We start from the raw sequence: 20,188 nt of genomic DNA on the forward strand, positions 1-20,188 counted from the left end.
GCGCCCGACCCGGTTGTCCCAGGCGTATCTCAGGAGCGCCGGCGGTTGCGGACCGCCACCACGAGTCCCGCCAGCAGCAGGCCGGTGGCGAGGATCAGGAGGCCGCGGCCGAAGGGCGCGCCGGTCTCCGGCAGGCCCCCGTTCCCGCCGAGCGAACCGTCCGGGCCCCGCTTCGCCCCGTCCGGGTCGGTGCCGCGGTCGCGGTCGAACCGGTTGGTGACCACCACGCGCGCCTGCCCCGGACCGTCGGTGCTGCTGAGGTCCACGGTCGCCTCGGTGCCCTCCTCGACCACCGACTGCCCGGCCACCACGGCCCGGATCGAGGTCTCGTCGGCGTCGCCGGTCTCGGTCTCGGTGAGCGTGCACTCCGCGCTCGACGCGAGCTCCCCGTACGACGCCCGGTAGCCGTTGGCCGCGGTGAGCCGGCGCTCGGCGCCGCCAGGGACCTCGAACGCCTGACGCTCGCCGTCGACCAGCCAGGTGCACTCCAGCGAGACCGTGAACGGTCCCTGCGCGCCGGCGGCACTCAGGTCGCCCAAGCGCTGCTTCTCCACCTCCAGCGAGGTGACGTCGAAGGTGTTGGTGGCGGTCACCGTCACGTTCGTCGGGGCGCCGGAGTTGCTGGTGGTGCCCGCCGTCTCCGGAGCCGGTACGACGACCACGCCGTCGGCCGGGTCCAGCACGCTGCTCGTGGCACCGCCGGTGGCGGTCTCGGCGACCGTGCAGGACGTGCCGACCGGGTAGGGCCCGATGGTCAGCGTGGCGCCGGCGAGCAGCTCCACCTGCCCCTGGTAGGGGGTCTGGTCCTGATAGCTGCAGGTCACGTCGAAGACGAAGGTCCCGGTGCCGTAGCGGGTGGCACCCTCACCGTCGACCACCTTGGCGAGGGTGACCGTGCCGGCGTCGTACCCGTTGGTGAACTCGATCTCGGCGGGCTCGAGGCCGGGGGTGACGGTGGCGCTGCCGTCGCCGTTGTCGACCACGTTGTCGCCGGTGACGACGAGGTGGTCGGCGGCGTCGGGGTCGGTCTCGGTGACCGTGCAGGTGGCGCCGACCGGGATGGTGTCGGCCGGGGCCGTCCAGGTCTCGTCGCCGGCCACGGTGAAGGCGAGGTCGGTGGTGCCGGCCTCGTCGAACGTGACGGCGCGGCCGGTCAGCGACGTGCAGCTGAGCGTGAACCCGAACGGGCCGAGGTCGACGTCGGTCGCGTCGGTGTCGATCCGCTTGGTCAGCGACAGGCCGGTGAACGCGTAGTCGTTGGTGATCGTGACCGCCTGGGCCGTCGGCACCGGCTGCTCGGCGACCGGACGCGCCGGGTCGGTCGGCTCGCTGACGTCGACGGTGACCGGCGTGCCGCTGCGCGAGCTCTCGCCGAACTCGCCGACCGTGCCCTGCTCGGTGAAGGTGCACCGGGTGCCCTGCTCGCTGAGCGGGATGCCGTCGATCCGGACCGTGTGGTCGTTGCCCTCGGTCAGCTCGACCGTGGCGTCCTCGCCCAGGTCGAGGGCGACCGCGTCGTCGCCGGAGCCGACCCGGCAGGCGACGTCGACGAGGAACTCCTCGGCGGCGTAGTCGTGGGCGGGACCGGTGATCTCCTTGGTCACCTGCACCGAGCCGGAGCGCAGGTGCACGCCGACCTGGTTGGGCGCGATCTTGCGCCACCGGTCGGAGCCGGTGTTGAGGAACTTCACGCCGAACTGGTTCCACGCGTAGTCGTCGTCGACCGGGACGGCGCGGGTGACGCCGTCGGGGTTGGCGGCGCTGCGCAGCTCGTTGCGGGAGGAGTAGGTGACGGTCGCGGCCTCCCCGGGCTGCAGCACACCGGCGTCCGCGGTGGTGAAGTCGAGGTGGATCCGCAGACCGGTGACCGCGGACCAGTCGGTGCTGGGCCCGGCCGTGGTCCAGACCTCGCCGGACTGCTCGCAGACCGGCTGGTCGACCAGGTTCGACCAGGTGCCGACGCAGACGTCGGCGCTGGTGGTGACCTCGGTGGTGACGGTGGTGCCGGCCGGGGCGTTCACCGCGAGCGACTCCGCGACCAGCTCGGGGCGGTAGGTGCTGCCACGCGAGCTGCCTGCGACCAGCTTGCGGTCCTGCGAGGTGGGCAGCTGGTCGAAGACGGTCATCTCGTCGATGCCCACCGTGCCGGCGTTGACGGTGTACAACGCCCAGTCGTCGGTGCCGCCGACCTGGCTGTTGGCCACGCAGTTCGGGCGGTAGTAGGAACCGCCGTCGACCTCGAGCGTCGGGGCGCAGGCGGTCGCCGACCGCGGTCGGTCGGCCCCCTCGAGCGCGCCGGCCACGCCCTTGACGGTGTAGAGGTTGGGTCCGTTCACCACGCCGATGAAGTCGCTGGTGCCGCAGGTGCTCGGGTCGGTGCTCCAGTCGTCGGTGGTGGAGCCGCCGGCGACGGTGTTGGTGCACCGGGTCAGCTCCTCCGCGGTGGTGGCGACCATGATGTTGGTCGCCTTCTCACCCGCACCGAGGCCGGGCAGCAGCTCGAGCCACAGGCGGATCTTGTACGTCTCTCCGGGCGCCATCCGGTCACCGCCGGCGGGCCAGACGAAGACCAGGTCGTCCCCGTCCATGGTGACGGTGACGTCCTCGGAGAGCAGGCCGTCGGGGTCCGCGGTGACCTCCGGAGCGGGCTCGCCGTTGTAGGCGAGCACGCCGGGCGGCGTGTCCCGCAGCTCGTCGAGGGTGAGGAAGCCGGTGCCGTTGTTGGTCAGCGTCAGGTCGAACGGCACGGTGTCACCGGCCGAGGCCAGGCGGGTGCCCTCGTTGGTCAGCTTGTTGACCGCGAGCTCGTGGGTGCCGACCACCAGCTCGACGCTGTCGGTCGCGTCGGCCGGCTCGGAGTCGTTGCCGTCGGGCCGGAACGACTGCGAGGTCTGCGTGTTCTCGATCGTCGACGGGAACTCCAGGTCCTCCCCGGAGGTCCGGTACGTCGTGCGCAGGTCGGCGTCGTAGCCGACCCGGGCGGTCCAGTTCGGGGCCGGGACGGTGGAGGAGAGGATCGCTCCGTCGGCGCGGCTGAAGACGAACCGCACGCCCTGCACCTCTCCGGCGGGGACCGCGGGGAGGGCGAGCGCCGAGGCGGGTCCGGCGGTGCCGGTGACCCAGGCGTCGCCGTCGTACAGGTCGGCGCGGACCTGGTCGGCGCCGGCGGGCATCTGCAGCACCGCGACGTTGCCGGCGAAGTCGAAGGAGTCCCAGAAGTCCGGTGAGTCGGCCTGGTCCTCGATCACGATCTCGGACGGCGAGAGGGTGCTGCGCGGGTTGGTGCCCTGGTCGGCGCCGAGCACCACCCGGACGGTGTCGGCGTCCGCCACGTTCTGCGGCTCGGTGATCCGGTCGGGGGAGACCGCCTTGGTGGCCTGCACGTTGACCACGCCGCCGGTGATCCGCACGGTGGCGTCGTCGACGTCGCCGGTCCGCACGTCCGGGCTGGTGATCGGGTCGTAGGCCTGGGCGTAGCCGCGGTTGACCTGGTCGTAGGTCTGACCGGCCCGCAGCACCAGCGGCTCGCCGCTGCTGCGCAGGGTCGCCCGGAGCCGGCTGACGATCACGATCGAGAGGTCGTTGGCCTGGGTGATGGTGCCGCCCGACGTCGCCGGGGCGGTGGGCTGGTAGGTCACGCTGATCCCGACCACGTCGCTCAGCTGCGCGGCGGTCATCGCGTTGACCGCGGCGGCCGTGGTCTGCTCGGTGGTGTAGCTGCCGCCGGCGTAGCGCAGCAGCCACACGGTCGAGGCGGTCAGGTCGACCTGCGCCGGGATGCTCGCACCGATGGTGATCGCGGTGGCGTCGAACCGCTCGAACGCGTTGGGGGTGTCGGCGTCGGTGAGGTGGTCGACGTCGGTGTCGAACGGGTCCGCGACCGCGTCGGCCGGGCTCGGCGGGCTCTGGCAGCCGAGCAGGTCGGTGTCGGAGCACGTGGCGGGGTCGGTGACCCGGACGTACGACGCCGGCGCCGTCGAGGTGTTGGACGCCACGATCCGCCAGGTGGCGCTCGGGTAGGCGTCCGCGGGCGAACCGGCCGGCGGGGTGTGCACGTCACTGGTGGGGTTCACCGACTTCTCCACCTCCACGCCTGGATCGGGATCCAGGATCTGGATGGTGTCGTTGTCGGTCGCAGTGACGTCGGCACCCCCGCCGACCGGGGTTCCGGTGATGCGGGTGGTGTTGTCCACCAGTCCCGCATCGGCAGTGTTGTAGAGCTCGTCCTCGACGACCCAGGAGCCGTCACTGCGCTTCTGGTCGCGCAGCTCCCAGGTGAGCACGTTGCTGCGGTTGGTGCCGCCGGCTCCCACGCCACTGCCGGGCGCGGGGGCGTAGGGGTCGAAGGCGCTCCCGATCTGCTGGGCCTGGGTGCGCGCGGCGGTGTCCGCCGCGAGCTCCTCCACGGTGAGCCGCACGCCGATCGTGGTGCTGCGCTGGGCCGCGGTCAGCGTGTGCCCCTTGAAACCGCGGGTCGCGGTCATCCAGGTTCCCCCGGGGGCGGCCACGGTCTGCCAGGAGCCGGTGCTGCTGTTGAACAGCTCGACCCGGGTGATCGTGTCGTACTTCAGGTACCAGCCGCTGGAGAACGGGGTGCTGCTCGCGGACACCGGTTCGACCCGGTAGAGGTCGAACGCGTCGTAGACGGTCTGCGCCACGGTGGCCGCGCTGGGAGCGTCGGCCATGTCGCTGATCCGCACCGGCGAGTAGCCGGGGGTCAGGCGCCAGGCCAGGGTGGTGGTGGGCCGGACACCGGACTGGGCGTCCACGGTGTCGCGGTTCCAGGACTTGGTGATGCCGATCGGGCCGGGCGTGCCGGACGGGTACCGCACGATCGCCTGACCGGTGTCGGTCGCGCTGTCGGTCAGCGGGCGGCCGCCGCCGGTGTCGCCGTCCGCGGTGGTGGTCGCGGTGTTGGTGTAGGTGCGCTGGGCGTTGGCCGGCGGCGTCGGGCAGGAGCTCTTGCGCAGGGCGCTGCGTGCCTGGAACGCCACGTTGGGCGTGACGGTCGTGGTCGCCGGGAACCCGTCGGCGTCGGTGAAGCCGAACCGGATCCCCCTCACCGTGTCGACCGTGACGCCGGTCGGCAGGGCGGCGGCGAGCTGCGCCTGCGTCAGCTGGAAGACGCTCGCGCCGGCGACCGGACCGTACGTCGTGACCTGGCGCCAGGTCCCGGCGGCGTCCTGGACCTCGAGCAGCAGGCGGGTGCTGTCGGGGACCTGGGTCGGGGCGATCGCGCGCAGGTCGAACGCGTTCCAGAACCCGGAGCAGGACTCGGCGGTGCCCCAGCTGTCCTCGACCACGATCGAGTCGACGTACGCGCCGTCGCCGGTCGCGCTGGCGGTGGCGGAGAGCGAGGTGATCACCGGGTCGCCGGGCTGGACCGCCGAGCTCGGCCGGACCGTCTTGTCGAGGGTCACGTCGATGGACGGGTTGGTGATGGTGAGGTCGTCGGTGTCGGAGGCGTCGTCGGTCAGGCCGTTGCTCGCGGTGACGTCGACGTCGACGGTGTTGTCCACCTTCAGGGTCGCGGCCGTACCGGTGGCGTCCACGGAGGTGGCGATGACGAAGGCGGCGCCACCGCTCTCCGCGGCCGCGATCTGACCGGTGTAGGTGATCTCGAGACCGCTGATCGGCTCGGTCGGACCGGACGGGGTCTGGCCGCTGGTGACCGTCTCCGTCGTGGTCGCCGGCGCACCGTCGAGGGTGTGGTAGGTGATCGTCGCGCTGGTCGCACCGGCCGGCCAGGTGAGCGGGCCGGTGAAGCCGCCGAAGGTGATCTCGGAGGTGAAGAAGTCCAGGTCGGCCAGGTGCATCGTGGTGACCGGGTTGGCGCCGTTGGTGGCGCGCACGGTGGCGGTCGCCGAGCGGCCGGCGATGACCCGCTGGGGTGCGATGTTCTTGCTCGCCTCGACGGTGGGCACCAGCGGCGAGACGACGTAGTTCGCCGAGCCGTCGTCGGTCTTCGTGGTGCTGCCCTCGGTGACCGAGCCGGTGGCGGTGTTGTCCACCCTGTTGCTGGTCGCGGCGAGGGAGGCGCCGGTGTTGCGCTCGGTCGAGCGCTGAGCCAGGTCGAGGTCGACGGAGAGCGTCGTACCGCGGGCGACGTCACCGTCGCAGGTGACCCGGATGCCGCCGACCTGCGCCGCGGTGACGCCGGCCGGCAGGGCCAGGGAGGTCGGGGTGGCGGTCGCGGTGCCGGTGACCCAGTCCCAGGTACTGCCGGTCCGGACGTAGGCGTCGACACGGACGCTGGTGCAGCCGTCCGGGAGGGAGACCGCCCCGAAGCCGGTGAAGTCGGTGATCCGGAACGGGTTGGTCGCGTCCAGGGTGGTCGCGCCCGCGGGCGCCGCCTTCGGCTCCTGGAGGACCACCTGGTCGACGGCGACGTTCGAGGTGTTGCGGGCGTCCAGGCCGATGGTGGACGCACCGCCCGGCGCGTAGGTCTGCCGGTTGTCGCTCCATGCCTTGTCGACCGCGACGCCCACCGTCACCGGCGCCTCGATCCGGACGGTCGCCGAGGCCTGCTGGGGGTTGGCGTTGCTCGCGGTGACCTTGGCGGTGTTCACGATGTCGGCGCTGGTGCCCGGCGGGTAGTCGTCGGGGACCTGCAGCGAGATCTGCACCGTGTAGCTGCGCCCGGCGGCCAGCCCGGTGCCCGACGGCGTCGTGGTCGGCTCGGCGATGTCGACGGTCAGCGTGGTGTTCGGTCCCACCGTCGCCGGGGGCGTCTCGGTGCCGCCAGGTCCCCAGGTCACGGTGCGCGGGATCGCGTTCGGGGTGAAGGCGACGTTGACGATCCGGAAGCCGTCCAGCTCGGGCGGCAGGGCGTCGGTGATCTGCGCGTCGAGGCAGTCCTCCTCCGAGCACCGCACCTGGATCGTGTAGGTGAACGCCTCACCCGGCGCCGGGGTCGCGTTGTCGACGCTCTTGTCGATCGCCAGCGACTCGGGCGCCGCGGTGGCGGTGCCCGGGGTGAGCAACGGTGCGCCGAGCACCGCGAGCAGCACCGCCAGCGTCCCGGTCAGCCAGCTCCGGACGCTCCGACGCGTCGCGTCCCCGGTCCTGTACGACGCGCCGGAGGCGCCCGAAAAAAGGCCGAACCGTTTCCCCATGAACATGTACGAACTCCCCACTCATCCGCACCGCGAGTGCCGCGCGGCCCAACAAGGCGGGACCGGTCCCCCGCGCCACCCTCTTGGGAGCAAGAGGCGGCGCGGCAGTCCCACCGACAGCGTTCGGAGTCCACCACCCCGGGCCGGAGGTGGATATGGGGAGAAACCTCCTAGGCGGGCACACCACCCTCCCAGGAGGTGCGCGCGTCCCCGGCCAGGACGACCAGCAGCCGGTCGACTGGTGGTCGGCTAGGAGTCGGCCAGCAGGCGGCGCAGCTGCGTGCGCCCGGAGACGCCGAGCTTGCGGTAGGCGCTGGTCAGGTGGTTGTCGACGGTGCTGGCGGAGATGCCCAGCTGCTCGGCGACCTCACGGTTGGTCAACCGGGCGCAGACCAGGTCGACGATCTCCTGCTCGCGGTCGGTGAGGTCGTCGGGACGTGCCGCCCGACCTTCTGCGATCAGCCGGGCCTCGCTCTGCTGCTCGCACTCGCTGCGCATCCGGTGGATCTTGCGTCGCAGCTCCCCGGTCGGCGCCATCGCGTCGGCCCACACCAGGGCGTCGACTGCCACGATGTCCAGGCCGGCCTCGAGCAGCCGACCGGCTCCGGTGAGGACGCCGGCCGGGTCCTTGCCGCGCAGCGCCTCGGCGGTCTCGTGCAGGGCGACGTAGAGGCCGAGGTCGGGGGTGTCGGCGCGCAGTCGTCCGAGCAGGGCGGCGGCCTCCTCGAACCGACCGACCCGGAGGCACTGGCCGAGGGCGAGGGCGGCGAGCAGGCCGTGGTCCGCCTCCAGCGCGTAGGTCGCCGCCTCGACGATCGCCCGCGCGGCCTCGTCCCGCTCGCCGCGATCGGCGAGCACCAGGCCCCGTGCGGAGGCGACCAGCACGACGACCTTGGGGTCGCTGGAGTGCTCGGGCGGCACCTCGCCCAGCAGCTTCTCGGCGGTCTCGCTCTCCCCGGCGATGGCGGCGATCAGCGCCGGCAGCACCCGCGCCATGCCGAGGAACCCGACCGGGTCGCGCCAGGTGAGCAGCTCTTCGGCGAAGTCCGCCAGCGTGCTCGCGCGGGCGAGTCGCCCCCGCAGCGTCAGGTGGCTGGCCAGCGTGTAGCTCCAGATCCCGGCGGCGTCCGGGGCACAGCGCGTCCGCCGCTCCACCACGAGCTGCTCGGCCTCGGCGCCGCGCCCGTGGGCGAGCAGCATGAAGTACCGCTGCAGGTGCACCATGTCGGTGGCGTGGGGCTCCAGCACGCCGTGCTCCCGTGCGATCTCGGTGAGCAGGGCGGCCTCGCCGCCGGTGCCGCGGCCACCCATCGCATCCACCATGATCGCGGCGATGGCCGCACGCACCGCGACAGCCGGGGCGGTGCCCGGTGCCAGCTCGAGGGACGGTGGCTCGGCCGGTGCCCCGGTGCCGGTCGCCCGCTCGCGCTCGAGGCTCGAGGCCTCACCGGCGAGCGCCTGCCAGGAGCGGATCTCGGGAGCCAGCGCGGCACGCTCGCCCGCGCCGAGGTGCGGATCGTGGGCGGCGGCGAGCCGCAGGGCGCCGGCGACGTCGAAGCACCGGTAGACCAGGTGCGCGCCGTAGCGGGACACCAGCAGCGCCCGCTCCTCGGGCAGCTCGACCCGGGCGTCGACCGCGGAGAAGACCTGCTCGGCCTCGGCGGTCCGCCCGAGCCAGGAGAGGCTGCTCGCCCGGTGCAGGTCGGCGGCGACGGCGGGCCGCCACTGCGGGTCGTGGTCGGTCTGCAACGCGTGCAGCTGCACCGCCAGCAGGTACTCGCCGCGGGCGTAGGCGTGGCCGATCGCCCACTCGACCGCCGCGTCGGTCGCGTTCCCCAGGTGGCACCGCAAGAGCACGGAGACGAACCGGGCCGCGTCGCCGCCGCTGTGCTCCAGCCCGTCGGCGACGCGCTCCGAGATCCGGTCACGATCCTCCTCGGCGAGGGTGGCCAGCGTCGCCTCGCCGATCAGCGGGTGCGCCGGCCGGACCGCACCCGACGAGCTCCACACCAGCAGCGCCTGGTCGACCAGGTGCTCGGCGCGCCGCTGCTCCCCCGGGGTCAGCAGCTCGGCGACCGGTGCGCCGTCGGCCACCGTCGCCAGCGCGATCAGGTCGCGGTCGTCGGCGGAGAGGTCGGCCACCCGGTCACGCATCGAGCGACGTACGTCGGTGGGAACCTCGACCGGACCCAGCTCGACGCCGGAGTCGACGGTGGTGACCAGCCCGCGGCGCTCGGTGCGCAGCACCACCTCGCGCAGCAGCATCGCGTTGCCCTGGGTCTGGCGCAGCAGGCGGGCCACGTCGTCGGGGCGTGGGGCGGCGTCGTACCGGCGGCGCAGCAGCAGGCGGACCTCGTAGAAGTCCAGGCCGCCCACCTCGATCTGCGCGGCCACCCGCTCGTGCAGCAGCCGTTCCACCGGACCGCCGGTGAGGTGTTCGGTGCGGCCGGTGAGCACCGCGCGGACGCCGTAGGCCCGGATCAGCTGGTAGACGACGGCGGCCGAGGTCGGGTCGAGCAGGGGCGCGTCGTCGACCAGGAGCAGCGGTGCCGGGGTCAGCGAGCCGATGGCGGTCATCAGCGACTGGGCGGTCCAGGTGTCCGGGTCGGCGCCGAGCCGCGCGGCGTGCGGCGCGAAGGCGGCGAGCGGCACCTCGCCGAGCTCGGCGAGGCCGACCACGGTGAGCACCTCGCCGCCTGCCTCGCGCCACCCGTCGGCGACCTGACGCGCGATCGTCGACTTGCCCATCCCCGACGGCCCGGTCAGCATCGCGGCGCCGAACGGCCGCGCGGCAAGGCTCTGCTCGACCGGCACCCCGATCCGCGGCCGGCGGAGCACGGGCCAGTCCATGCCGCACAGCGTGCCACGGATCGAGCCGGCGCGGATCATGTCCGCGTGGTCGGTACGATCGCGCGGATGCACCAGCCGCTGCCCTCCGACCCGATCGCCCAGGCCCGCCAGAACTGGCGCGCCCACGGGTGGGTCGACGCTGCCGACGGGATGGCGGTGGTCACCTCGGTGTTCCGGGTCAACCAGATCCTGCTGGCGCAGATCGAGGCCGCGCTGAAGCCGCTCGGACTCTCCTTCGCCCGGTTCGAGATGCTCCGTCTGCTCGGGTTCACCCACGCCGGACGCATGCCGATGGGCCGTGCCCGCGACCTGCTGCAGGTGCACCCGACCAGCGTCACCAACACCGTCGACCGGCTCGAGACCGACGGTCTGGTACGACGCACCCCCAACCCCCGCGACGGGCGCTCGTTCCTCGTCGAGATCACCCCTGCCGGACGCGACCTGCTGGCCACCGCGACCGACGCCCTCAACGAGCAGGTCTTCGCCGACGTGGACTTCGACGCCGACGAGCTGCAGACGCTGAGCCGGTTGCTGGCCGGGTTCCGGCGTCGGGCGGGTGACTTCCGCGACCCGAAGGCGCCGCCCGAGCCGTTCTGAGCATTTCGGAGCCGTGTGCCGGGGCCGTTCGGGCCGCGGGTCAGGGCGACGCGGGTGGACCGTGCGGGCCCGCCGGACCGGCTCGTCGAGCCTCACTTGCATCCCCGGCGCTCCGGCGCACTAACGTTGCGCCATGCTCATCCTCGCGCTGCTGTGCTTCGGCATCCTCATCGGTGGTCTCGCCCAGCTCATCCTCGGCCGGCACATGGCCGACATCAACTGGACCGAGGCGCTGGTCAGCGGCCTGCTCGGCTCGTTCGTCGGCGGACTGCTGATCAGCCTGATCACGGGTCACGGCCTCGACCTCCACGCCACCGGCCTGATCGGCTCGGTGGTGGGTGCGCTGATCGTCAGCCTCGCGTGGGGGGCACTGCGCAAGCGCGCGTAGAGGGCCCAGCGCAAGCGCGCCTGAGGGGCCGACGCCAGCGGCGCCGACCCCGGGACGGCTGGCGGACTAGCTGTGATGCCCAGCCAGGTTGTCCAACCTGGTGATGGGCGCCGCCTTCCCGATTGCCGAGTGGGGCCGGTGATGGTTGTACTCGTGGACCCATGCTGGCAGAGCTGCGAGCCGGGCTGACTCGGACTTGTAGAACTTCTTGAAGGCCCAGCCTTCGGCCAGGGTCCGGTGGAAGCGCTCGATCTTCCCGTTCGTCTGCGGACGGTAGGGCCGGGTCTTCTTCGGCGTGATGCCCAGGTCGGCACAGGTCTGTTTCCAGAGGTTCGACTTGTAGCAGCTGCCGTTGTCGCTGAGCACTCGCTGCACGCTCACACCACGGTCGGCGAACCAGGCGACCGCGTTCTTGAGGACATCGGTCGCGGTCTCCTTGGTCTCGTCGTCGCGGGCCTCGACGTAGGCGACGCGGGAGTGGTCGTCGATGACGGTGTGCAGGTAGCAGGTCCCGATAAGCGGGTTGCGCCACTTGTTTCGGGGCTTGTCGGGTGTCGCGGCCCGGTTCTTCTCGCCTTGCTGACGGCCGACGTAGCGCCAGCCTCCACCGTCAGGGACCCGGCCGAGCTTCTTGACGTCGACGTGGATCAGGTCGCCTGGCTTCTCGTGCTCGTAGCGACGGATCGGCTCCCCGGTGGCGCGGTCGATGTGGGAGAGCCGGTTGATCCGGCAGCGGACCAGAACCGCGTGCACGGTCGAGGACGCCATCCCGAGCCGGTCGGCGATCTCGACCGGGCCGAGTCGCTGCTTCCAGCGCAGGTGCACGATCTTTCGCACAACCGGTGCCGGCGTCCGGTTCGGTTGATGGTGCGGTGCCGAGGGCCGGTCCAGCATCCCGGCCGGACCCTCGTCGCGGTACCGGTCGGCCCACTTCTTCGCGGTGCGCCACGAGACGTCGTAGCGCTCAGCTGCGCGAGCTGGCGGCCAACCGTGATCGACGACCAGACGTGCAAGCTTGAGCCGGGCGCGAGGGGTCAGGGCAGCGTTGGCGTGGGTAGCGTGTGACACGAAGGCCTCCTGCGGTGGGGAGCGGTTCCTAGACAGCTCCACTTCACACCGGGGAGGCCTTCGTCCACCTACAGGTCAGACCGTGTCGTCGCAGGATCGCGACCAACGTGCCTGGGCATCACAACTAGCGGTGCGTCCAGGTGGGCTTGCGCTTCTCGGCGAACGCGCTCATGCCCTCGGTGCGGTCGTCGAAGGCGAAGGTGGCGTGGAAGGTGCGGCGCTCAAAGCGGACACCCTCGGCCAGCGTCGTCTCCAAGGCGACCTGCACCGCCTCCTTGGCCGCATAGGCGGCCGGCAGCGACATCGACGCGATCTTCGCCGCGACCCCCTGGGCCTCGGCGAGCAGGTCGGCGGCCGGGATGATCCGGGCGACCAGGCCGGCGCGCTCGGCCTCCTCGGCGTCCATCTGGCGGCCGGTGAGGATCATGTCCATCGCCTTGGCCTTACCGACCGCACGGGTCAGCCGCTGGGAGCCGCCGATCCCGGGGATGGTGCCGAGGGTGATCTCGGGCTGGCCGAACTTGGCCGAGTCCGCGGCGAGCAGGATGTCGCACATCATCGCCAGCTCGCAGCCGCCGCCCAGCGCATAGCCGGAGACCGCGGCGACCACGGGCGTGCGGACCGCGGCGAAGCGGTCCCACAGCGAGAAGAAGTCGTTCAGGTAGACGTCCTGATAGCCCTGCGCCGACATCTCCTTGATGTCCGCGCCGGCGGCGAAGGCGCGCTCGGAGCCGGTGAGCAGGATGGCGCCGATCCCGGGGTCCCGGTCGAACGCCTCGGCCGCGGCGACTACCTCGTGCATCAGCTCCTGGTTGAGCGCGTTGAGCGCCTTCGGCCGGTTGAGGGTGATCGTCCCGACGCGGCCGTCGGTCTCGACGATGATGGTCTGGTGGGTCTGCTCGCTCACGCGGTCTCCTGGCGGACTCGGTTGATGATGGCGGAGAAGTCGAGTCCTCCCGCACCGCCCTCGGCGAACGCACGATAGAGGTCGGCGACCAGCGTGCCGACAGGGGCGTCGGTGCCGGTGGACTCCAACGCCGCCATCGCCAGCCCGAGGTCCTTGTTCATCAGGGCGGTGGCGAAGCCGGGCGTGAACTCCCGGTTGGCCGGGCTGGTCGGCACCGGGCCGGGCACCGGGCAGTTCACGTTGAGCGCCCAGCACTGACCGGCCGAGGTGGAGATGACGTCGTAGAACGCCTGGTGGCTCAGGCCGAGTCGCTCGCCCATCACCGCCGCCTCGCTGACCCCGACCATCGAGATCGCCAGGATCAGGTTGTTGCAGAGCTTGGCGACCTGGCCGTTGCCGGTGTCGCCGCAGTGCACGATCCGCCCCGCCATCGGGTCCAGCACCGGACGCGCCGCCTCCAGGTGCTCCTCGGCGCCGCCGACCATGAAGGTCAGCGACCCGGCCTCGGCACCCACCACGCCGCCGGAGACCGGGGCGTCCAGGAACCGGTGGCCGGCCTTGGCGGTCCGGGCGGAGGCCTCGCGGGCGTCGTCGACGGCGATCGTGGAGGAGTCGATGAAGAGCGTGTCGGGGCGGGCGGCGGGCAGCACCTCGTCGTACGTGGCGAGGACCAGGGCGCCGTTGGGCAGCATGGTGATCACGACATCGGCGTCGGCGACCGCTGCGGTCGGGGTGTCGACCACCTCCACGCCGTGATCCCGGGCGGCGGCCTGGGCGGCCTCGACGGGGTCGTAGCCGAGGACGGCGTGGCCGCCCCGACCAGGTTGGCGGCCATCGGGCCACCCATGTTGCCGAGTCCGAGGAATCCGATCTTCATCCGTTACTCCTTGTCCGTGCTTGCGGTGGTGCCGGTGAGCGACGCGGCGAGGCCGAGCTCGGCGTCACCGAGCGGGGCGAAGAACGCCGCGACGTCGTCGGGGCCCACCTCGCCGACCGATGTCGGGTGCCACTGGGGGTTGCGGTCCTTCTCGACCACCTGGGCCCGGATCCCCTCCACGAAGTCGGGGTGGGCGTGGAACCGCAGCGCGAGGCGGTACTCGGTGTCCAACGCTTCGGCGAGGTCCTTGTAGCGGGCACCCTCGCGCAGGGCGTGCAGGGTGACCGCCAGCGACGTCGGCGACTTGGCGGCGACCTTCCCGGCGGCCTTCTGTGCGTCCTCCTCCGGCCGCGCACGCAGCCGGTCCAGGATCACGGCGACGTCGTCGCCGGCGTAGGCGGCGTCGATCCAGGTGCGGGCGGCGACCAGCGACGAGGGCGGAGCCGGGTCGGAGACCGCGACCACCGCCTCCCGGGCGTCCTTGGTCGCCAATGCGTCCAGGAGTGCGGGCAACCGCTCGCTGGGCACGAAGTGGTCCGCCATCCCGATCGCGAGCGCGTCGCCGGCCTTCACCGACCCTGCGGTGAGCGCGAGGTGGGTGCCGGTCTCGCCCGGTGCTCGGGAGAGCAGCCAGGTGCCGCCGACGTCGGGCAGGAACCCGATCCCGGTCTCGGGCATGCCGATGGACGAGCGCTCGGTGACCACCCGGATGCTGCCGTGCGCGGAGAGTCCGATGCCGCCGCCGAGCACGATCCCGTCCATCACCGCGACGTACGGCTTCGGGTAGTGCTTGACCAGGTTGTTCAGCCGGTACTCGTCGGCCCAGAACTCCGCGGCCTCGGTGCCGCCGGCCTTGGCGTCGCGCCAGAGCGCGACGATGTCGCCGCCGGCGCACAGTCCCCGCTCACCGGCACCGGTGAGGACGACCGTGCGGACCTCGTCGTCGTCCGCCCACTCCTCGAGCGCGGACCGGATGATGCCGACCATCTCGTGGGTCAGCGCGTTGATCGCCTTCGGCCGGTTCAGTACGACGTACGCCGCATGCCCCTCCCGACGGATCAGCACCGGCGGCTCCACGCTGTCGACGTCGCCGTGGGGTGAACTCATGCAACCTCCCGTACCAGGGCGCGGCCCACCACGAGCCGCATGATCTCGTTCGTGCCTTCGAGGATCTGGTGCACCCGCAGGTCGCGGACCACCTTCTCCAGGCCGTACTCGCGAAGGTACCCGTAGCCGCCGTGCAGCTGCAGCGCGTCGTTGGCGACGTCGAAGCAGGTGTCGGTGACGAACCGCTTGGCCATCGCGCACAGCTTGGTGGCGTCGGGGCGGCCGGCGTCGAGCGCGGCGGCGGCGTTGTGCAGCAGCCCGCGGGAGGCCTGCAGCCCGGTCTCCATGTCGGCGAGCCGGAACTGCAGGGTGGGCTGCTCGATCAGCGCGGTGCCGAACGCCTCCCGGGTGCGCAGGTGGTCCAGGGCGGCGGTGAACGCGAACCGGGCGCCGCCCAGGGAGCAGGCGGCGATGTTGATCCGGCCGCCGTCGAGACCGGACATCGCGACCGTGAAGCCGCGACCCTCCTCACCGAGCCGCTGGTCGTCGGGGACGAAGACCCCCTCGAAGACCACCTGGCGGGTGGGCTGGGCGTTCCACCCCATCTTGTCCTCGTTGGCGCCGAAGCTCAGCCCCTCGGCGTTCTTCTCCACGATGAAGGCGCTGACGCCGCGGGCGCCGTCGTCGGAGGTGCGCGCCATCACGATGTACACGTCCGAGGTGCCGGCGCCGGAGATGAACTGCTTGACGCCGTCGAGGACGTAGCCCCCCTCGACCCGGCGGGCGGTGGTGCGCAGCGCCGCGGCGTCCGACCCGGCGTCGGGCTCGGTGAGGCAGTAGCTGCCCAGATGGTCCAGCCCGGCGAGGGCGGGCACCCAGCGCTGACGCTGCTCGGGGCTGCCGAACCTGTCGATCATCGAGGTGACCATGTTGTGGATCGAGAGGTACGCCGCGATCGACGGGTCACCGTGGGCGAGCTCCTCGAAGATCCGCACCCCGTCGAGCCGGGTGAGTCCGGAGCCGCCCACGTCCTCGGCGATCCAGATCCCGCCGAGGCCCAGCTCGCCGGCGCGCTTGATCACGTCGACCGGGAAGTGCTTGTCCCGGTCCCAGGCGATCGCGTGCGGGGCGAGCTCGCTCTCGGCGAACTTGCGGACGGCCTGGACGACCGCCCGGGTCTCCTCGTTGTCCTCGAGCATCACTGCCGCTCAGTCCATCGTCGGGATGACGAAGCTGGACCCGGCGACGCTGTCGCCGGCCTCGTCCTTGGGCCAGGTCTGCGTGACCGTCTTCGTCTTCGTGTAGAACTTGAACGAGTCGGGGCCGTGCTGGTTGAGGTCGCCGAAGCCGGAGCGCTTCCAGCCGCCGAAGGTGTGGTAGGCGATCGGCACCGGGATCGGCACGTTCACGCCGACCATGCCGGTGTTGACCCGGGCCGCGAAGTCGCGGGCGCTGGCGCCGGAGCGGGTGAAGATGGCCACGCCGTTGCCGTACTCGTGCTCGTTGGCCAGGCGCAGTCCCTCCTCGTAGTCGGCGGCGCGGACGATGGAGAGGACCGGCCCGAAGATCTCCTCGCGGTAGATCTGCATGTCCTCGGTGACCTTGTCGAAGAGGGTGGGGCCGACGAACCAGCCGTCCTCGTAGCCGTCGACCACCAGGTCGCGGCCGTCGGTGACGAGCTCGGCGCCCTCCTTCTCACCGATGCCGATGTAGTCCACGACGCGCTGCTTGGCCTCGGCGGTGACCAGCGGGCCGTAGTCGCTGTCGTCGGCGTGGCAGTGGCCGACCCGGAGCCCGCCGATCCGCTCCTTGAGCTTGGCGACCAGGGCGTCGGCGGTCTCCTCGCCGACCGGGACCGCGACGGAGATCGCCATGCAGCGCTCGCCCGCGGAGCCGAAGCCCGCGCCGATCAGGTCGTCGGCGGCCTTGTCCAGGTCGGCGTCGGGCATCACGATCATGTGGTTCTTGGCACCGCCGAAGCACTGCGCGCGCTTCCCGTTGGCGGTCGCGGTGGAGTAGATGTACTCCGCGATCGGGGTGGAGCCGACGAACCCGACGGCCTGGATCCGCTCGTCGTGGAGCAGGGCGTCGACCGCCTCCTTGTCGCCGTTGACCACGTTGAAGACGCCGTCGGGCAGGCCGGCCTCGGTGAACAGCTCGGCGAGCCGCAGCGGGACGGACGGGTCGCGCTCGGAGGGCTTCAGCACGAAGGCGTTGCCGGCGGCCAGCGCCGGACCGGCCTTCCAGAGCGGGATCATCGCGGGGAAGTTGAACGGGGTGATGCCCGCGACCACGCCGAGCGGCTGACGCATCGAGTAGACGTCGATGCCGGTGCCGGCGGCGGTGCTGTACTCACCCTTGAGCAGGTGCGGGGCCCCGGTGGCGAACTCGATCACCTCGAGCCCGCGCTGGATGTCCCCTTGGCGTCCGGGACGGTCTTGCCGTGCTCGGCGGAGAGCAGCCGGGCCAGGTCCTCCATCTCGTCGTTGACCAGCGCGATGAACTTCGCCAGCACCCGGGCGCGGCGCTGCGGGTTGGTCGCGGCCCACCCGCGCTGCGCGGCCTCGGCCACCGCGATCGCGTGCTGCACCTCGTCGGTGCCGGCGAGGTCCACCTGCGCCTGCACGGTGCCGGTGTTGGGGTCGAAGACGTCCGAGGTGCGCGACGACGTGCCCGCCACGCGCTTGCCGCCGATGTAGTGACCGATCCGGTTGACCATGGGAAACCCTTCGTTTGACACCCTAGTAACTGCTTGGACTTCCAACTATTGCACGGGAGGCCGGAACAGGGAAGGGGTACGCCGCCCCCGGTCCGACCCTCTCGGTCACCGGGAGCCGGGACCCGACCCGGCAGGACGGGCGGTTTCAATCGACCCCATGAGCATCGAGGCGCGCCTGGAGGCGCTGGAGACACGACTGGCCCGGCTCGAGGACGAGCAGGCGATCAGCCGGCTCGTCGCCGCCTACGGCCCGCTCGTCGACGCGGGCGTGCCCGACGAGGTCGCCGCGCTGTGGACCACCGACGGCGTCTACGACGTTGACGAGATGTACATGGGCGACCAGGAGGCCGTCCGGGCGATGGTCGCCGGCGAGGCGCACCAGGGCCTGATCGCCCGCGGCGCAGCCCACTTCCTCGGGCCGGCGCACGTGACCGTCGACGGGGACACCGCCCGCGCCGTGTGCCACTCCGTGCTCGTCGTGCACCACAAGGAGAAGTTCTTCCTGGCCCGCGCCGGCGCCCACCTGTTCTCGTTGGTCCGCACCGGTGAGGGTGCCGACGGATGGCGGATCCGCCACCGCACCACCCGGGTGCTCGACGGGCGGGAGGAGTCGCGGGTGTTGCTCGCGGCGGGGGTGACGGGAGTGGGGCTGCCGGCGGAGCACGGTGCGGGTTTCACCGGCTGACCGGCGAAACCCGCACGACACGCCGGGGCGCCTCGGCGTGTCGTGCGGGTTTCGGCCGACAGGTTCACCCCGACGACAGGTTCACCCCACCGACCGGCCACCACCGACCGGCCACCCCCGACGACCGTCCCCGCCGGCGTGACGGCCCGCGCTCAGCGCAGCTTCTGGGTGCCGCCGTCGGCCATCAGGGTCTGGCCGGTCATGTAGCGACTGTCGTCGCTGGCCAGGAAGACCGCGATCGGGGCGATGTCCTCACGCGGGTCGCCCCAACGGCCCATCGGGTTCTTCGCCACCGTGCGCTCGTAGTCCTTCGGGAACGCCTCGGCCCAGGCGCGGACACCCTCCGTGGCCGCCACCGGGCAGATCGTGTTGACCCGGATGCCGTCTCGCGCCCACTCCGAGGCGACGGTGCGGCTCAGCCCCCGGATCGCCTCCTTCGCGGCCGCGTACGACGACTGCGTCGGCATCCCGTCCAGACCGGCACCGGAGGCGAACGTGATCACCGACCCGCGGGTCTCCTTCAGGTGCGGGTGGGCCACCTGCAGGAAGTTCCAGGTCTGCAGCAGTCCGCTGCGCATCGCGACGTCGAGGTCGTCCCGGCTCTGCTCGACGAAAGGCCTCTGCACCGATCCCTGGGCGCAGGTGACCAGGATCGAGACCGGGCCGAACCGCTCGACCGCGACGCCGATCGCCTTCTCCGCGATCGCACGGTCGCCCACGTCGCCGCCGACGAACGCGGCGTCATCGCCGAGCTCGGCCGCCACCCGCTCGCCCTGCTCGACCGCCCGGTCGACCAGCACGACCTTCGCCCCCTCGGCCAGGAACGCGTCGACCAGGGCGCGCCCGATCCCGCCGGCTCCACCGGTCACCACCGCCACGCGGTCCTGCAGTCGGGTCATCGGATCCTCCAGTCCAGGCGGCAGCGCCGCGTCGTCGCTCGCCGGTGCGCCGGCGTCGTGCCGGACCACCTTCGCGGCCGCGGGGCCCTGGAGCCCCTGTCCGCTCCCGGTCAGCGGGAGGCGTCGAACCAGTCCCACGCTTCGGGCTCGATCACGGCCAGCGGCGTGCGCAGGAGGCCGCCGGGCGGGCTCGGGCACGCCTGCGCGACGGTCACCGGGTCCGCCGCGCACCACGCCATCGTCACCACCAGTCCGTCCGCCCGGCCCACCCCGACGAACGCCCAGGCGCCGTGCACACCGGGCACACCGGCCCACTCCCGCACCGCCGCCGGCTCCACGGCCGGACTGCGTCGTACGTCGAGGACGATGCCCGCGTGCGGCAGCAGCGGTACGGCGCCCGCGCCGACCCGGACCCCGTCCGCGACCGCGCCGGCGACCGGCTCGAAGAAGCCGGTGAACCGCCGCCGCGTCCACTCCAGCTCAGGCCGCCGACCCACTTCGGCGGTGCGGGAGCCGAGCTCGAGCCACTCCTCGATCGCGGGCCGGGAGGGACGGGCGAACCAGTACATCGCCAGGTAGTGCGCGGCATCGAGGTCCGCGGCCAGCGGGTCGCCCTCGCTCGTCTCGGAGACCCCGGAGACCCGGCACCGCGGCGAGCGCACCCACCTCTCGCCGTGCCGGACGCCGGGCAGCGCCCGGTTCTGTGGCAGGTGGTCGTACTGGTGCCAGGCGTTGTAGTCGGCGTGCCGCGACGGGTCGGTCACCTCCGGGAAGGAGAGGAAGACCCGTCGCACGTCGGCCAGTCCGCGCAGCGTCCGGTCGGGGTCCGGCGCGGTCGGGTGGCTCACCGGCCCCATCGTGCCGGGCCGGGCGTCCCGGGGCGTGGCGCCGGTGCCGGTCAGCGAGACGGCTGTCACAGTGAGCCGCATGCGCCTGCCCGACATCGGACTGACCCTGCCCGTGATGGAGCCCGCGATCGCCCCGGCGACGCTGCGGACGTGGGCCGAGCAGATCGATGCCGGCCCGTTCGCCTCGC

Annotated in this window: 11 protein-coding genes and 2 pseudogenes; 3 read left to right on the top strand and 10 right to left on the bottom strand. The window is 72.2% G+C overall.

Annotation, left to right across the window (positions count from 1 at the left end; all coding sequences use genetic code 11):
- Nucleotides 1–29: 29 nt before the first annotated feature.
- On the bottom strand, nucleotides 30–7,121 hold the full coding sequence (locus tag FIV43_RS14435; protein WP_141014695.1) for a DUF5979 domain-containing protein: 7,092 nt from the start codon (nucleotides 7,119–7,121) through the stop codon (nucleotides 30–32).
- Nucleotides 7,122–7,364: 243 nt separating this feature from the next.
- Nucleotides 7,365–10,004 (bottom strand): LuxR C-terminal-related transcriptional regulator, encoded by a 2,640-nt coding sequence (locus FIV43_RS14440; protein ID WP_141014696.1) that lies wholly within the window; start codon nucleotides 10,002–10,004, stop codon nucleotides 7,365–7,367.
- A gap of 27 nt (nucleotides 10,005–10,031) precedes the next feature.
- Here FIV43_RS14440 and FIV43_RS14445 point away from each other — a divergent pair, with 27 nt between their 5' ends.
- Nucleotides 10,032–10,562, top strand: a complete 531-nt coding sequence (locus FIV43_RS14445; protein ID WP_141014697.1) for a MarR family winged helix-turn-helix transcriptional regulator — start codon at nucleotides 10,032–10,034, stop codon at nucleotides 10,560–10,562.
- 133 nt (nucleotides 10,563–10,695) lie between these two features.
- Nucleotides 10,696–10,950, top strand: a complete 255-nt coding sequence (locus FIV43_RS14450; protein ID WP_141014698.1) for a GlsB/YeaQ/YmgE family stress response membrane protein — start codon at nucleotides 10,696–10,698, stop codon at nucleotides 10,948–10,950.
- Nucleotides 10,951–11,016: 66 nt separating this feature from the next.
- Here the strand turns inward: FIV43_RS14450 and FIV43_RS14455 are convergent, their stop codons facing one another.
- The 6 genes and pseudogenes from FIV43_RS14455 to FIV43_RS14480 all read right to left on the bottom strand — a co-directional run bounded on the left by FIV43_RS14455 (nucleotide 11,017) and on the right by FIV43_RS14480 (nucleotide 17,568).
- Nucleotides 11,017–12,018 carry an IS481 family transposase gene (locus tag FIV43_RS14455; protein ID WP_141014699.1) on the bottom strand — a complete coding sequence of 334 codons (1,002 nt, stop codon included), beginning with the start codon at nucleotides 12,016–12,018 and terminating at the stop codon, nucleotides 11,017–11,019.
- A 124-nt stretch (nucleotides 12,019–12,142) separates the two neighbouring features.
- Nucleotides 12,143–12,925, bottom strand: a complete 783-nt coding sequence (locus FIV43_RS14460) for an enoyl-CoA hydratase (protein WP_141014700.1) — start codon at nucleotides 12,923–12,925, stop codon at nucleotides 12,143–12,145.
- Nucleotides 12,922–13,802, bottom strand: a pseudogene (mmsB, locus tag FIV43_RS14465) (3-hydroxyisobutyrate dehydrogenase). The gene FIV43_RS14460 and the pseudogene mmsB overlap by 4 nt, the downstream one beginning before the upstream one ends.
- Before the next feature lie 3 nt (nucleotides 13,803–13,805).
- Entirely contained in the window at nucleotides 13,806–14,909 is a 1,104-nt protein-coding gene (locus FIV43_RS14470; protein WP_141014701.1) for an enoyl-CoA hydratase/isomerase family protein, read from the bottom strand.
- Nucleotides 14,906–16,048 carry an acyl-CoA dehydrogenase family protein gene (locus tag FIV43_RS14475; RefSeq protein WP_141014702.1) on the bottom strand — a complete coding sequence of 381 codons (1,143 nt, stop codon included), beginning with the start codon at nucleotides 16,046–16,048 and terminating at the stop codon, nucleotides 14,906–14,908. Before FIV43_RS14475 ends, FIV43_RS14470 begins: the two co-directional genes overlap by 4 nt.
- Before the next feature lie 9 nt (nucleotides 16,049–16,057).
- Nucleotides 16,058–17,568: pseudogene (locus FIV43_RS14480) on the bottom strand (CoA-acylating methylmalonate-semialdehyde dehydrogenase).
- Nucleotides 17,569–17,725: 157 nt separating this feature from the next.
- Here FIV43_RS14480 and FIV43_RS14485 point away from each other — a divergent pair.
- Nucleotides 17,726–18,253: a nuclear transport factor 2 family protein gene (locus FIV43_RS14485; protein WP_141014703.1), complete on the top strand. Its 528-nt coding sequence runs from the start codon at nucleotides 17,726–17,728 to the stop codon at nucleotides 18,251–18,253.
- Nucleotides 18,254–18,405: 152 nt separating this feature from the next.
- Here FIV43_RS14485 and FIV43_RS14490 read toward each other — a convergent pair whose 3' ends face one another.
- Nucleotides 18,406–19,290 carry an SDR family NAD(P)-dependent oxidoreductase gene (locus FIV43_RS14490; RefSeq protein ID WP_196780820.1) on the bottom strand — a complete coding sequence of 295 codons (885 nt, stop codon included), beginning with the start codon at nucleotides 19,288–19,290 and terminating at the stop codon, nucleotides 18,406–18,408.
- A complete protein-coding gene (locus FIV43_RS14495; protein WP_141014704.1) occupies nucleotides 19,263–20,081 on the bottom strand; it encodes a hypothetical protein in 819 nt (272 codons plus the stop codon). Before FIV43_RS14495 ends, FIV43_RS14490 begins: the two co-directional genes overlap by 28 nt.
- Nucleotides 20,082–20,188 lie beyond the last annotated feature (107 nt).

The organism is Nocardioides sambongensis, assembly GCF_006494815.1.
GTDB classification, from domain to species: Bacteria; Actinomycetota; Actinomycetes; order Propionibacteriales; family Nocardioidaceae; genus Nocardioides; species Nocardioides sambongensis.